Source organism: Kitasatospora sp. NPDC093558, from assembly GCF_040683475.1.
Lineage (GTDB): Bacteria > Actinomycetota > Actinomycetes > Streptomycetales > Streptomycetaceae > Kitasatospora.
The window spans coordinates 1-15,529 of the sequence record NZ_JBFBDY010000134.1; the positions used below are offsets into that span (position 1 = coordinate 1).

General features: G+C 73.2%; 5 protein-coding genes and 1 pseudogene. 4 read left to right on the forward strand and 2 right to left on the reverse strand.

Annotation, left to right across the window (positions count from 1 at the left end; genetic code table 11):
- The coding region (locus AB0O00_RS15855; RefSeq protein ID WP_363652086.1) for a condensation domain-containing protein at nt 1–1,906 on the reverse strand (1,906 nt) is incomplete at its 3' end.
- Nucleotides 1,903–2,730, reverse strand: coding sequence for an alpha/beta fold hydrolase (locus tag AB0O00_RS15860; protein ID WP_363652087.1), 828 nt, complete (start codon nt 2,728–2,730; stop codon nt 1,903–1,905). The genes AB0O00_RS15860 and AB0O00_RS15855, both read right to left, overlap by 4 nt.
- A 388-nt stretch (nt 2,731–3,118) precedes the next feature.
- Here AB0O00_RS15860 and AB0O00_RS15865 point away from each other — a divergent pair, with 388 nt between their 5' ends.
- The 4 genes and pseudogenes from AB0O00_RS15865 to AB0O00_RS15880 all read left to right on the forward strand — a co-directional run.
- Entirely contained in the window at nt 3,119–5,074 is a 1,956-nt protein-coding gene (locus AB0O00_RS15865) for an AMP-binding protein (RefSeq protein ID WP_363652088.1), read from the forward strand.
- Between the two features lie 58 nt (nt 5,075–5,132).
- Nucleotides 5,133–14,363 carry an amino acid adenylation domain-containing protein gene (locus AB0O00_RS15870; RefSeq protein WP_363652090.1) on the forward strand — a complete coding sequence of 3,077 codons (9,231 nt, stop codon included), beginning with the start codon at nt 5,133–5,135 and terminating at the stop codon, nt 14,361–14,363.
- A gap of 98 nt (nt 14,364–14,461) precedes the next feature.
- Nucleotides 14,462–15,193, forward strand: coding sequence for a GPR1/FUN34/YaaH family transporter (locus tag AB0O00_RS15875; RefSeq protein ID WP_363652092.1), 732 nt, complete (start codon nt 14,462–14,464; stop codon nt 15,191–15,193).
- A gap of 4 nt (nt 15,194–15,197) precedes the next feature.
- Nucleotides 15,198–15,529 (forward strand): annotated as a pseudogene (locus AB0O00_RS15880) (hypothetical protein); the annotation flags it as partial.

Sequence of the window (15,529 nt, forward strand, 5' to 3'; positions counted from 1 at the left end):
CGAGCCGCTCGGCGACGGCGGACAGACCGCCGGCGAGCGCCCGGTGGGTCAGCACCGGGCCGCCCTCGGCGGGCTGCCACGCCGGGTCGTCGGGCCCGGGGGCGGCGCCGGGGGCGACCGGGTCGAACCGCGGCCCGGTGGTCACCAGCCAGCCGCCCGGCTCGTCCTCGGACCGCTTCACGAACGCGCCCGCGCGGTCGTGCCGTTGGCCGTATGCGACGCACCCGCCCACGTCGAGCACCGCGAGCACGACGGCGAGCAGCCCCGCCGACGGCACCGGCGGCGTCGTCACTTGCACGCCGGGACCGGCGATCCCTTCCGCGCGCAGCCGCCCGGCCAGTGCGGCCGACCACTCGCGCAGCTCGCCCAGCGTCAGCACGGCGTCCGCCGAGGACAGCACCACGTCGTCCGCGCCCCTGGCGTCCAGCAGTTGCGGCACCGTACGGGCGGCGGGCAGGTCGGCCGGGGCGGGCCCGGCGTCCTCGGACGGGTCGGTCGGGGTCGTGCTGTCTTCGGCGTCCTCGGACGGGCCCGCCGGCAGCGCGCCGACCGGCGTGTCCGGTGCGTCGAGCGCCTCCAGCAGGATCCGGCGGTGCAGGGCGAGGACACCGGCCGCGGTCGGCGCGTCGTACAGGCCCCGGTCGTAGTCGAGCTGCAGGCGCAGCCCGTCGCCGTCCGGCAGGACGGTCAGCCACAGGTCGAACTTGGCGGCGGTGACAGGGAGTTCGACCGGCGTCATGGTCAGGCCCGCCAGCTCGGCGCCGGGGGCGGCCGGGCCCGGCATCGAGAACATGACGTCGAACAGCGGGTTGCGGTCCAGCGCGCCGGCCCGCCGGACCTCCTGCACCAGGCGGTCGAAGGGCATCCGGTCGTGCGAGAACGCGCCGACGCAGGCGTCCCTGACCACCTCGGCGGCCTGCGCGAACCCCTGCCGGGGCGACAGGCGGGCGCGCAGCACCAGGGTGTTGGCGAAGAAGCCGACCAGCTGTTCGGCGTCCGGGTGGTGACGGCCCGCGACCGGCGTGCCCACCGCGACGTCCTCCTGGCCCGTCACCCGCGACAGCGCGGCCATGAACCCGGTCAGCAGCACCATGAACAGCGTCCCGCCGGACCGCTTCGCGAGTTCCTCCAGACCGGCCACCGCAGCGGCGGCCAGCCGGTCCTCCAGCCGGCCGCCGCCACCGCCGCGGCCCTGCTCGCGCGGGCGGTCCACGGGCAGCTCCAGCGGCGCCGTCCCGGCCAGCGCCGTGCGCCAGTACCCGAGCAGCCGCTCCATCCGCTCCCCGGTCAACTGCCGCTCCAGCCAGCCGACGTAGTCCGCGTACTGCACGGGCGGCTCGGCGAGCCCGGCACCGCCGTCCTCGCGCAGACCCCGGTAGGCGGCCGCAAGATCGGCGTAGAAGACGTCCATCGACCAGCTGTCGCACACGAGGTGATGGATCGTCACGATCAGCGTGTGCCGCCGCTGCGCCTCCTTCACCAGCACCAGGCGCAGTAGCGGCGGGGCGTCGAGGGCGAACGGCATCGCCGCCTGCTCCCGGGCGAGGGTCGTCACCCGCGCCCGCGCCTCCTCCTCCGGCAGCCCGGAGCAGTCCACCACCGGCAGCGGCACCAGGGCCTCCGGCAGCACCACCTGGCGCGGGTCACCGTCGACCAGGCCGACCCCCGTGCGCAGGCTCTCGTGCCGCGCCACCACCGCGTTGACGGCCCGCTGGAGGAGCACCACGTCGAGCTCGCCGGCCAGCCCGACCGCGCTGATCACGTTGTAGGCGGCGTTGCTCGACGGGTCGAGCTGGCACACGAACCACAGGCTCCGCTGCGCCGGCGCGGCGGGCAGGACGAAGTGGTCGCCGTAGTCGCGGGCCTCCCCGCCGCCGACGCCGCCGACGTAGGACGAACTGCTCATCGGGCCCCGGTCTCCTTCCGGTCGTACTCCTCCGGCGGCTCCTGCGCCGGCAACCCGGCGAGGGCGGTCTCCAAGAACTCCACGACGCTCCTCTCGTGGTCCTGCACGAAGAAATGGCCGCCGCTGAACTCCCGGACCGCACAGCCCACCGAGGACTGCCGGGCCCAGCCGGCGTGCCCTGGACGCACCAGCGGGTCGTGCGAGCCGCGCAGGACCCGGACCGGCACCGGCAGCGGCGGCCCCGGCACGTACCGGTAGGTCTCCGCCAGGGTCAGGTCCGCCCGGATGGTCGGCAGCAACAGCCGCATCAACTCGGCGTACTGCGGCAGCTCTTGGGGTTCCTCCTGGGGTTGCTCCCGGTCCGCGGTGCTGTCCCACTTCCGCAGCCGGTCGAGCAGCTCGCCGTCCGGCAGGTGGTGCACCTGCTCGGCGTCCGCGTACTGCGGGGCGTCCCGGCCCGAGACGAACAGCGCCACCGGCAGCGGCAGTCCGAGCGCCCACACCCGCCGCACCAGCTCGAACGCCACCAGGGCGCCCATGCTGTGCCCGTACAGCGCGTAGGGCCGTCCGGCGCGCGGCGGCCGGAGCCCGGCCACCAGGCCGTCGACCAGCGCCGACATCTCCCGCAGCGGCGGCTCCCCGATCCTCCCCTCCCGGCCGGGCAGCCGCGCGGACGTGACGGCCAGCGCCGCCGTGTGCCGCTGCCAGCCCCGGAAGGCCGCCGACGCCCCGCCGGCGTGCGGGAAGCACACCACCTCGCACACCGCGCCGGCCGGCTCGCCGAACGACGTGAACCACCTGGAACCCGGCCGGACCTGGCGCACCCGGACCTCCCTCGGGGACAGCGGAAAAACATCACGGAAAAGTCATCGCGGAGCAAGTCATCACGGAAAAGCCATCGCGGAGAACCGGACGCGGAAATACGTGGCACGGAAAGACGGGACGCGGAAAAACGGCGCACGGAAAGCGCCGGCACCCGCCCCGCCGGACCTCCGATTCGGACCCGGCCACCGTGCGGCCCTCCATGCCTACCATTTTCACCGCGGGGCCCGTCAATGACCGCGCGTCGGCGTGAGAGACGGCGGATAAGGAACTGAGACCCGCCTGAGAGGCCGAACACCTTTAATTGCTCCCGGCCACCGGTGCAGCCCGGAGCCACGCCCACCGGAATGCCGGAGCACCGGCCGGACCAGGGAAATGGAGAGCTCGCCGATGTCGACCCCCGACCGTCCCACGCTCGTCCACACGCTCGTCGAGCAGGCCCGCGCCCGCGGCGCGCAGCAGGCCTACGAGTACCTGCACGACGACGGCCGGGTCGACGCCATCACCTACCGCGAGCTGCTCGACCGGGCCGCTGCGGTCGCCCCGCTGCTGCGCGGCGAGGCCGGGCGCGGCGGCCCGGCGCTGCTCCTCTACCCGCCGGGCCTCGACTTCGTCACCGCCCTGTGGGCCTGCTTCCTGGCCGGCGTCCCCGCGGTGCCCGCCTACCCGCCGATCTTCGGCTCCACCGAGCGGATCGCCGACCGCTTCACCCGCATCCTGGAGGACTCCCGCGCCACCACCCTGCTCGCCGACCCGGCCGTGCTCGGCCTGCTCACCGCCGGGCTGCGCCCCGAGGACCTCCCCCCGGTGGTCACCCTCGACGCGGCCGGCACCCGCCCGGGCACCCCGGCCGACCCCGACGGCCTGCTCGCCGCCGCACCGGACCCGGAGGACGTCGCCCTCATCCAGTACACCTCGGGCAGCACCGGAAAACCGAAAGGCGTCGTCCTGCGCCACCGGAATGTCCTCGCCAACATCCGGGCAATTTCCGAGGTGTTCCGGCTGGACGAATCGGCGCGGGTCGTCTCCTGGCTGCCGCCCTATCACGACATGGGGCTCATCGGATTCATCCTCACCCCGGTCCACGGCGGATTCCCGGTGCGCCTGATGTCACCCGTGCAATTCCTCAAGGACCCGCTCGGCTGGCTCCGCCAGATCGGCGAACTCGGCATCACCCACACCGGCGGCCCGAATTTCGCCTACGACCTGTGTCTGCGCCGCGCCGCCGGCGCCGACCTCACCGGACTCGACCTCGGCACCTGGCGGCTGGCCTTCAACGGCGCCGAGCCGATCCGCCCGGCGACGATCACCGGCTTCGCCGAGCGGTTCGCCCCGCACGGCTTCCGCCCCGAGGCCTTCCTGCCCTGCTACGGGCTCGCCGAGGCCACCCTCATCGTCACCGGCCGCCACTGGACCGGCCGCGACGACGTCGACGCGGACGGCCGGGTCGACTGCGGCCCGGTCATCGAAGGCCACCGGCTCGTCCTGGTCGACCCCGACACGGGCGCGACGGTGCCGGACGGCGCCGAAGGCGAGATCTGGCTCAGCGGACCGAGCATCAGCGACGGCTACTGGGACACCTGGCAGGCGGATCCGCCGGCCGATTCCGGTGTGCTGGACGGCGTCCGCCACCTGCGCACCGGCGACCTCGGGCGGCTCCGCGCGGGCCGGCTCACCGTCACCGGCCGCCGAAAGGAGGTGCTCATCCAGCACGGCGTCAACCACCACGCCCACGACCTGTGCGCCGCCGCCGTCCGGGACGACCCCGCCCTCCGGCCCACCGCCGCCGCCTTCCACGGCGCGGACGAGGAGATCGTCATCGCCGTCGAGGTCGCCGGCCGCGACCACGACCCGCAGCGCCTCGCCGCCGGCGTCCGCGCCCGCGTCCTCGCAGCGACCGGCGCCCGCGTGCACACCGTCGTCCTCTGCCCGCCGCGCACCATCCCGCGCACCACCAGCGGCAAGATCCAGCACGGCCTCGCCCGCACCCGCCACCTCGCCGGCGAGCTCGGCGGCGAGTCCGTCACCCCGGACCAGGGCACCATCGGCGCGGAGGAGACCGGCGCGCTCACCGTCTTCTTCTCCTCCGTCTTCGCCGCGGTCTGCCAGGTGCCCGCCTGCGGCCCCGACGACACCCTCACCACCATGGGCGGCGACTCGCTGCGCGCCGCCGAGATCGCCGCCGTCGCCCAGGACGCGCTCACCCTGCCCGTGCCCGTCGAGGACGTGCTGCTCGCGCAGTCCCCCCGCGAACTGACCGCCCGCCTGAACGAGCGCTGGACGGAGAGCGGGATGCGCCCCGCCGACGCCGCCGAACGCGCGAAGGCCCTGCTCGCCCAGGGCTGACCCAGCCGAACAGCACTTCATGACACCCCCCCACGGTGACGAGACGGAGGCCCCGACCGTGTCCGACAGCTCCCGGATCCCCGCCGACCTCGGCCGCACCCTCCTCGCCCGGTGGCGGGACCGCACACCCGAAGCGGCCGCCACGGCGGAGCTCGGCCCGATCCGGCTCGGACTGCGGCTCTTCGAGGAGATCCACCCCGGCACCGCCGCCAACGTCCTGCGCTTCGACGCCGAGACGGCCGGCACCGTCGACCCCGGGCGGCTCTCCGCCGCCCTCGCCGAACTCGCCCGCCGCCACGCCTCCTTGCGCTCCACGTTCCCGCTCGACGGCAGGACCGTCGTCGTCCTTGAGCCCCTTGAGGCCGGCCTCGATCTGACCGTCGTCGACCTCACCGCCGCCGACCCGGCCACCGCCCGGCAGACCGCCCTCGCCCAGGCGGACACCCGCGCCGCCGCACCCATGGACCTCGCCGCCGGGCCGCTGTGGCGCACCGCCCTCTGGCAGCTCCCCGACGGCACGTCACGCCTCCAGCTGCTGGCCCACCACCTCGTCGCCGACGGCTGGTCCCTCGGAGTCGCGCTCGCCGAACTCGACGCCCTCTACGCCGGCCGCGACCCAGGCCCGGCCACGCCGCTGCCCGCCGTCCCGGCCGACCACGACCCGGCCGACCTGGCCGCCTGGCGCGACCGCCTGGCCGGCGCCCAGCCGCTCTCCCTGCCCACCGACCGTCCCCGCCCCGCCACCCGCCGCTTCCGCTCCGCCCACGTCCCACTGGACGTCGACGCGGAACTCCTGCACGGGGTCCGCCGACTCGCCGAGGCCGAGCACGCCACACCGTTCATGGTCCTGCTCGCGGCCCTCCACCTCACCCTCGCCCGCACCGCCGGGCAGCGCGACATCACCGTCGGCTCACCCATCGCCACCCGCGAACGCCACCGTGCCCCCGGCGCCGTCGGCCCGCTCGCGACGATGCTCGCGCTGCGCACCGACACCTCGGCCGCCCGCACCGGACGGGACGTCCTGCGCGTCGTCCGGGACACCTGCCTGGACGCGTACGGGCGTGCCCACGTGCCGTTCGAGGCCGTGGCGGAGCACGCCGGACAGGGCGGCGGCACGCTCTTCGACGTGCTGTTCGTACTCCAGCCGCAGCTGCCCGAACTCCGGCTGGGCGACCTGCCCGTGCGCCCGCTGGTCACCGCGCCGGGGACGGTCCGCAACGACCTGGAGCTCTACCTCTGGCAGGGCGAGGACGGGATCACCGGCTTCCTGGGGTACGACACCGACCTCTTCGAGGCCGGCACCGCCGAGCTGCTGGCGGAGCGCTTCGGCGCGGTGCTGGTGGCGCTGGTGGAGCGGCCGGACGCGGCGGCGGCGGAGCTGGATGTGGCCGGTGCGGTGGAGGCGGGGCGACGGGAGGCGTGGGCGGTCGCGCCTGCCGTCGACGAATCGTCCCTCTGCGTCCAGGAGTTGGTGGAGGCGCAGGTCGACCGCACGCCGGACGCGGTGGCGGTGCGGGCGGTGGACGGTGTGCTGACGTACGGCGAGTTGGAGGAGCGGGCGAACCGGGTGGCGAATGCCCTGCGGGCGCGGGGGGTTGGGCCGGGGGAGCTGGTGGCGGTATGTCTGCCGCGTTCGGCCGATCTCGTGGTGGCGCTGTTGGGTGTGCTGAAGTCCGGTGCGGGCTATGTGCCGGTGGATCCGGGCTATCCGGATGAGCGTGTGGCGTTCATGGTGGCGGACTCGGGTGCGTCGGTGGTGTTGCGCTCCCTGGACGATCTTCCGCTTGCCGATGGCGGACGGCCCGAGGTTGTGGGTTCGCCGGACGATGTGGCGTATGTGATCTACACGTCGGGTTCGACGGGCCGGCCGAAGGGTGTGGTGATCGAGCACCGGCAGGTGGCGGCGATGCTGTCGTGGGCCGGGCGGGTGTTTCCGGCGGAGGTGTTGGCGCGGACGCTGGCGGCGACATCGGTGTCGTTCGACCTGTCGGTGTTCGAGATTTTCGCGCCGCTGACGGTTGGCGGGTCCGTGCTCCTGGCGCCCAGTGGTGCGCTGGACCTGATCGCGGACCGGTCTCGGTACGCGGACGTGACGTTGGTGAACACGGTCCCGTCGGCGGCGCGTGAACTGCTGCTGGCGGATGCGCTGCCGGCCTCCGTGCGGTGGATCAACCTGGCCGGTGAGGCTCTGGCCCCGGCGCTGGTGCGGGAGTTGTACGCGCGACCTCACGTCGAGGTGGTGAACAACCTCTACGGTCCGAGCGAGGACACGACGTACTCGACGTGGACGGCGACGGACCCCGATGACGTCCGTACGCCGATCGGTGTGCCCGTGGACGGCACCTCGGCGTACGTCCTGGACGAGGGCCTGCGTTCCGTCCCGCTGGGCGCGGTAGGGGAGTTGTACCTGTCCGGGGCGGGTGTGACGCGCGGCTACCTGGGCCGTCCGTCCCTGACGGCCGAACGCTATCTCCCGGACCCGTTCGCGCCCGGCGGTGGCCGGCTGTACCGCACCGGTGACCTGGTGCGGTGGCGTCCGGACGGCAAGCTGGACTACCTCGGCCGTGCGGACGGTCAGGTGAAGGTGCGCGGGCACCGCGTCGAACTCGGTGAAGTGGAAGAGGTGTTGCGCCGCCACACCGACGTGGCGAGCGCACTCGTCGTGGCTCGCGAAGACGCTTCGGGCGCCCTCGGACTCGTCGCCTACGTCGTGCCCGCCCACCCCGAGGTGGACCACGCGGCCCTCGCCGCCCACGCGCGCATCTGGCTGCCACAGTTCATGGTCCCCGGTGTCTTCGTCGAGCTGCCCGAGTTCCCCCTGCTGCCCAACGGCAAGGTCGATCGCAGCGCCCTCCCGGCTGTCGACCCCAACTCCACCGGTCCGACCGGCCGTTCACCGCAGACCCCGACCGATCAGCTGATCGCCGGTATCTGGAGCGAGCTGCTCGATGTTCCCGAAGTCGGCGCCGAGGACGACTTCTTCGCCCTCGGCGGCCACTCCCTCCTCGCCACCCGCCTGACCCACCGCCTCGGCGAGGCCCTGACCACACACGTGCCGTTGCACCTGGTCTTCGAACACCCGATCCTCGCCGACCTCGCCCACCACCTCCCCGCCCCCGGCGGCCGGCTGGCCCCGATCCCGGCCGTCCCCCGCGTCCCCCGCCCCGACGGCACCCTGGTTCTCCCCGCGTCGTCTGGCCAGAAGCGCCTGTGGCTGCTCTGCTCCCTCGACCCCCGCGCCAACCTCGCCTACCTCCTCAACGGCGGCGCCCGCATCACCGGCCCCCTCGACGCCGGGCGGTTGGCGGAGGCCCTCCGCGCGGTCGCCCGGCGGCACGAGATCCTGCGCACGACCCTGCGCGAAGAGAACGGCGAGCTCGTCCAGGTCGTGCACCCCACCTGGCAGTGGGACCCGACGGCGGAGCCGGACTCCCCGGCGCCGGACGAGGCCGAACTGCTCGACCACTGGCGCCACTTCACCGTGGACCTCGCCGAGGGCCCGCTCTTCCGCGCCCGCGTGGTCCGGCGCTCCGCCGACGAACACCTCCTCCTGCTCTCCCTCCACCACGCCATCGCCGACGGCTGGACGCTCGGCCTCCTGCTCGACGAAATCGCCGCCCACTACCGCGACCCGTCCGGCTATGCGCTGCCCGGCCTCCAGTACGGCGACTTCGCCCACTGGCAGAGCACCGCGCCCCCGGACGACGCCGGGCTCGCCCACTGGCGCGACCACCTCGCCGGCGCGCAGGACCTCGACCTCCCGACCGACCGCCCCCGCGCCGCCCGCACGACACACCGGGGCGCCGCGGTACCCGTCACCCTGCCCGCCGCGGCCGTCGACCGGCTCGCCCGGACCACCGGCACCACGGCCTTCGCGGTCGTCGCGACCGCCGTCACCCTCGTCCTGGGCGCCGCATCTGGCAGCCGCGACCTCACCATCGGCATCCCGACCAGCGGCCGCACCCACCCGGACACCGCCGGGCTCCTCGGCTTCTTCACCAACACCCTCCCGCTGCGCAGCACCCGCGACCCCGCCGCCACCCTCGGCACGGCGCTGCGCGACACCCACCACGCCCTCATGGCGGCGCACCGGCACGCGGGGACGCCGTTCGAGGAGATCGTCCGGGCGGCGCAGAGCGCAGCGTCGCAGCACGGCCCGGGGCGCAGCCCGCTCTTCCAGGTCATGCTGGCCCTGAACGAGACCCCGGCCCGCACGCTGGACCTCCCCGGCCTGGCCGTCTCCCGGATCGAACTCGCACCTGCGGAAACCCAGTTCGAACTCTCGCTCCACCTGGAGCGCGTCGGGGACGTCATCGCCGGCCACCTCACCTACAACACCGACCTCTTCGAGTCCGGCACCGCCGAACTGCTGGCGGAGCGCTTCGGCGCGGTGCTGGTGGCCCTGGTGGAGCGGCCGGACGCGGTGGTGGCGGAGCTGGATGTGGCTGGTGCGGTGGAGGCGGGGCGGCGCGAGGGTTGGGCTGTTTCGTCAACGGATCCCGAATTCCGGTCCAGTGTCCAGAAGTTGGTCGAGGCGCAGGTGGACCGCACACCGGACGCCGTGGCGGTGCGTGCCGGGGATGGCGAGCTGACGTACGGCGAGTTGGAGGAGCGAGCGAACCGGGTGGCGAATGCGCTGCGGGCGCGAGGGGTTGGGTCCGGTGACCTGGTGGCGGTGTGTCTGCCGCGGACGTTGGACCTGGTCGTGGCGTTGTTGGGTGTGCTGAAGTCCGGTGCGGGCTATGTGCCGGTGGATCCGGGCTATCCGGATGAGCGTGTGGCGTTCATGGTGGCGGACTCGGGCGCGTCGGTGGTGTTGCGCTCCCTGAATGATCTCCCGTTCGCCGGTGAGACGAGGCCCGAGGGCGTCGGATCGCCGGACGATATCGCGTACGCGATCTACACGTCGGGTTCGACGGGTCGGCCGAAGGGTGTGGTGATCGAGCACCGGCAGGTGGCGGCGATGCTGTCCTGGGCCGGGCGGGTGTTCCCGTCGGAGGTGTTGGCGCGGACGCTGGCGGCGACGTCGGTGTCGTTCGACCTGTCGGTGTTCGAGATTTTCGCGCCGTTGACGGTGGGTGGTTGTGTGGTCCTGGCGCCGAGCGGGGCGCTGGATCTGATCACCGATCCGTCGAGCTACATCGATGTCACGCTGGTGAACACCGTCCCGTCCGCTGCGCGTGAACTGCTGCTCGCGGATGCGCTGCCGTCTGCGGTGCGGTGGATCAACCTGGCCGGAGAGGCCCTGGCCCCGGCGCTGGTACGGGAGTTGTACGCGCGACCTCAAGTCGAGGTGGTGAACAACCTCTACGGTCCGAGCGAGGACACCACCTACTCGACGTGGACGGCGACCGACCCCGACGACGTACGCACCCCCATCGGTGTGCCCGTCGACGGCACATCCGCGCACGTCCTGGACGCCAACCTGCGTCCCGTCCCACTGGGCGCGGTGGGGGAGTTGTACCTGTCCGGCGCGGGTGTGACGCGCGGCTACCTGGGCCGTCCGTCCCTGACCGCCGAACGCTACCTCCCGGACCCGTTCACGCCCGGCGGTGGCCGGCTCTACCGCACTGGTGACCTGGTGCGCTGGCGTCCGGACGGCAAGCTGGACTACCTCGGCCGCGCCGACGGTCAGGTGAAGGTGCGCGGGCACCGCGTCGAACTCGGCGAAGTGGAAGAGGTGTTGCGCCGCCACACCACCGTCGCGAGCGCACTCGTCGTGGCCCGCGAAGACGCCTCCGGCGCCCTCGGCCTCGTCGCGTACGTCGTGCCCGCCAACCGCGAGGTGGACCAAGCCGCCCTCGCCGCCCACGCCCGCACCTGGCTGCCACAGTTCATGGTCCCGGCCACGTTCATCGACCTGCCCGAGTTCCCCCTCCTCCCCAACGGCAAGGTCGACCGCAGCGCACTACCCGCCGCCGACCCCAACTCCATACGACGAGAAGGCCGTTCGCCGCAAACCCCGACCGAGCAGCTGATCGCCGGCGTCTGGAGCGAGCTGCTCGACGTTCCCGAAGTCGGCGCCGAGGACGACTTCTTCGCCCTCGGCGGCCACTCCCTCCTCGCCACCCGCCTCACCCACCGCCTCGGCGAGGCCCTGAGCACGCACGTCCCGTTGCACCTGGTCTTCGAACACCCCGTCCTCGCCGACCTCGCCCACCACCTCCCCGCCCCCGGCGGCGAACGCGCGGTCATCCCGGCCGTCCCCCGCGTCCCCCGTCCCGACAACACCCTTGTTCTCCCGGCCTCGCTCGGGCAGGAGCGCCTGTGGGTCCTGTGCCGCCTGGATGCCGGGGCGAATCTGGCCTACCACGTGCGCGGCGCCGTCCACATCGAGGGAGACCTGGACACGGAGGCGTTCCGCACGGTCCTCGAACACCTGGCGCGCCGCCACGAGGTCCTGCGGACTTCGCTGCGCGAGGTGGACGGCGAGGTGTGTCAGGTCGTCTCGCCCACGCCCGAGGTGCCGCTCACCGCCGTCGACACCGCCGACTGGCAGTCGGTGATCGAGGCGGAGAGCCGCCGGGCGTTCGACCTCACCGCCGGACCGCTGTGGCACGTGACGCTCGTCCGCACCGCGCCGCACCACCACGTCCTGGTCATGAGCCTGCACCACGCCATCGCCGACGGCTGGTCGCTCGACCTCCTCCTGCGCGAGATCGGCGGCCTGTACGGCACCACGCCGGCCACGCCCGCCGCCCTCCCGGCCGTCCAGTACGCGGACGTCGCCCACTGGCAGCGCGCCGAGGCGCCGGCCGAACTCGGCTACTGGCGCGACCGGTTGGCCGGGGCCCCGGCCCTGGACCTGCCCACCGACCGGCCGCGCCCGGCGAAGCAGACGTACGACGGCGCCGCCGTCGCCCTGGCGCTGCCCGACGACGCCCTCGCCGCCGCGGCCAGGGCCGGTGGCACGACCGTCTTCACTGTTCTGGCGGCGGCGCTGGCCATCGTGCTGGCCAAGTCGGCCGGCCAGGGCGACGTCACCATCGGCACCCCCGCCGCCGGCCGCGACCACCCCGCCACGGCGGACGTGGTCGGCTACCTGGTCGACACCCTGCCCCTGCGCCTGATGCTCTCCCCGGACGGCACGCTGGCCGAGGCCCTCCGCACGGCCCGCGAGGCCGTCGACGGGATCCGGGAGCACCAGCGGATCCCGTTCGAGGAACTGGTCCGGGCCGTCCGCCCGGCGCGCGACCGGAGTCGCAGCCCGCTGTTCCAGGTGCTGCTCGCGGTCAACGGCACGCCGCCGCGCTACGAACTGCCCGGCCTGCGGGTGCGGCCCGCGCCGATGCCGGTACGGAGCACGCCCTACGACCTCGTCGTCCAGGCCGAGGAGCGCGACGGCCGGGTCACCGGGCACCTGGTCTTCAACACCGGCCTGTTCGAGGCGTCGACCGCCCGGTCGATCGTGGACCGCCTGGCGGTCGTGATCGAGGCGCTGGCCGCTCGCCCGGAAACGGTGGTGGCCGAGCTGGACGTGGCCGGCGAGGCGGAGGCGGTGCGCCGCCGGGACTGGTCGACGTCCCCGACGGATCCCGAACCCGGCGGCCACGTGCACCGGTTGGTGGAGGCGCAGGTCGACCGCACGCCGGACGCGGTGGCGGTGCGCGCCGCGGACGGCGAGCTGACGTATGCCGGACTGGAAGCGCGGGCCAACCGCGTGGCGAACGCCCTGCGGGCCCACGGCGTGGGGCCGGGCGACCTGGTGGGCGTGTGCCTGCCGCGGACCTCGGACCTCGTCGTGGTGCTGCTCGGCGTGCTCAAATCCGGTGCCGGCTATGTGCCGTTGGACCCCGGCTATCCGGCCGAGCGGGTCACGTTCATGGTGGAGGATGCCGATGCGTCACTGGTCCTTCGGTCTCTGGAGGATGTTCCTGAGGTTCCTGATGCGCCCGTAACCGGCAGGCCCGAGGTTGTGGGTTCGCCGGACGATGTCGCGTATGTGATCTACACGTCCGGTTCGACGGGTCGGCCGAAGGGTGTGGCGATCGAGCACGGGCAGGTGGCGGCGATGTTGTCGTGGGCCGGTCGGGTGTTCCCGTCGGAGGTGTTGGCGCGGACGCTGGCGGCGACGTCGGTGTCGTTCGACCTGTCGGTGTTCGAGATCTTCGCGCCGCTGACCACCGGCGGATCCGTGGTCCTGGCCCCGGGCGGTGCGCTGGATCTGATCACCGACCCGTCGAGCTACATCGATGTGACGCTGGTGAACACGGTCCCCTCCGCCGCGCGTGAACTGCTGCTCGCGGATGCGCTGCCGTCTGCGGTGCGGTGGATCAACCTGGCCGGAGAGGCCCTGGCCCCGGCGCTGGTACGGGAGTTGTACGCGCGACCTCAAGTCGAGGTGGTGAACAACCTCTACGGTCCGAGCGAGGACACCACCTACTCGACGTGGACGGCGACCGACCCCGACGACGTACGCACCCCCATCGGTGTGCCCGTCGACGGCACATCCGCGCATGTCCTGGACGCCAACCTGCGTCCCGTCCCACTGGGCGCGGTGGGGGAGTTGTATCTGTCCGGCGCGGGCGTGACGCGCGGCTACCTGGGCCGTCCGTCCCTGACCGCCGAGCGCTACCTCCCCGACCCGTTCGCGCCCGGCGGTGGCCGGCTCTACCGCACCGGTGACCTGGTGCGCTGGCGTCCGGACGGCAAGCTGGACTACCTCGGCCGCGCGGACGGTCAGGTGAAGGTGCGCGGCCACCGTGTCGAACTCGGCGAAGTGGAAGAGGTGTTGCGCCGCCACACCACCGTGGCGAGCGCACTTGTCGTGGCCCGCGAAGACGCCTCCGGCGCCCTCGGCCTCGTCGCGTACGTCGTGCCCGCCCATTGCGAGGTGGACCAAGCGGCTCTCGCCGCCCACGCCCGCACCTGGTTGCCCGGGTTCATGGTCCCGGCCACGTTCATCGACCTGCCCGAGTTCCCGCTCCTCCCCAACGGCAAGGTCGACCGCAGCGCACTCCCGTCCGTCGGCACCAACTCGGCACGACGAGAAGGCCGTTCACCGCAGACCCCGACCGAGCAGCTGATCGCCGGCATCTGGCGCGAGCTGCTCGACGTCCCCGAAGTCGGCGCCGAGGACGACTTCTTCGCCCTCGGCGGCCACTCCCTCCTCGCCACCCGGGTCGCGTCCAGGCTCTCCGCGCACACCGGCACGGAGGTCCCGCTCGACCTGATCTTCGAGCACTCCGTCCTCGCCGACCTCGCCAGCCGGCTCCCGGACCCGGCGTCCTGGGCGGCCCCGGAGGCCATCCCGCGCGTGCGGCGCGTCCTCGGCCGCACCAGCGGTTGACGTACGCACCGGCGGTTGACGTACGGCCACCAACCAACGCGCCACGCGACCCGACGAACCACGCGACCCGACGAACCACGACCAGGAGACAACCGACGATGAAGCAGGAAAACCCGACCCTCGACACTCCTCAGGCGGTCACCCTCGCCCCTGCAGCAACCCTCGGGAAGGCCGCGCCCGAGCCCGACGCCGAGTCGCTGACCGGCCCCCGCTCGCCCCAGGCCGCGATGCTGGGCTTCGGCGGCTTCCTGCTGGGCTCCCTCTCCCTCGCGTTCTACCTCAAGGACATCAGCATCCCGGCGAACTCCCTGGTGGCCTCGCTGCCGATCATGGTGTTCAGCAGCACCGTGATGCTGCTGATGGCCGCCGCCTGGTCGATGCGCCTGGGCGACGGGGTGTTCGCCGCGGTCTACGGCCTGTTCGGCACGTTCTGGCTCAGCTTCTCGGTGCTCAGCATCGCGCTGAACAACAACTGGATGGGCACCTTCGAGAACGTCGAACAGCGCCAGGCGACGGCGAACTTCGTCCTCGTCTGGGCCATCGTGATCGTCCTCCTGACGGTGACGACGCTGCGCCTGCCGCGCGCGTTCACGTTCCTCTTCGTCGTCGTCTCGCTCACCCTGCTGGTCCTGTTCGGCGCGATCGAGCAGGCCATCGACCAGACCATCAACCACCCGCTCAAGCCCAGCGACCCGTGGCTGGTCTACGTCGGCATCGGGAGCATGTTCCTGTTCATCGCGCTCGGCATGTACATCTTCGCGAGCGTCATGCACAGCGCGACCGGTGCCAAGCGCCTCCCGCTCGGCAAGCCGCTGCTCAAGTCCCGGTGACCCGATGACGGACTACCTGCCCGAGGTCGCCACCGTGCCCTTCCCGATGGCCCGCCCCGAGGACCTGCCGACCACCGTGCCGGCGATCGCGGCGGCCCGCCCGGCCGCCCTGGCCGCCGTCGCCGTCCGGCTGGCGACCCCGGTCAACCGCGTGGGGGTGCCCCGGCTGCGCGCCGCCGCCCGGACCGCGCGTGCCGTGCTCGGACCGGTGCCGAGCACGCCGGTCGGCGACGACCCGGGCGAGTCGCGGCCCAACCGGGACAACGACCTGGCGTTCGGCATCGAACGCCACCACGGCCCTGCACCACTTCGAACTCACCATCCCACACGAGGAGT

Bases quoted from the DNA above. Each gene is read 5' to 3' on its own strand.
- AB0O00_RS15865 (WP_363652088.1), top strand. From the start codon at position 3,119: ATGTCGACCCCCGACCGTCCCACGCTCGTCCACACGCTCGTCGAGCAG.
- AB0O00_RS15875 (WP_363652092.1), top strand. From the start codon at position 14,462: ATGAAGCAGGAAAACCCGACCCTCGACACTCCTCAGGCGGTCACCCTC.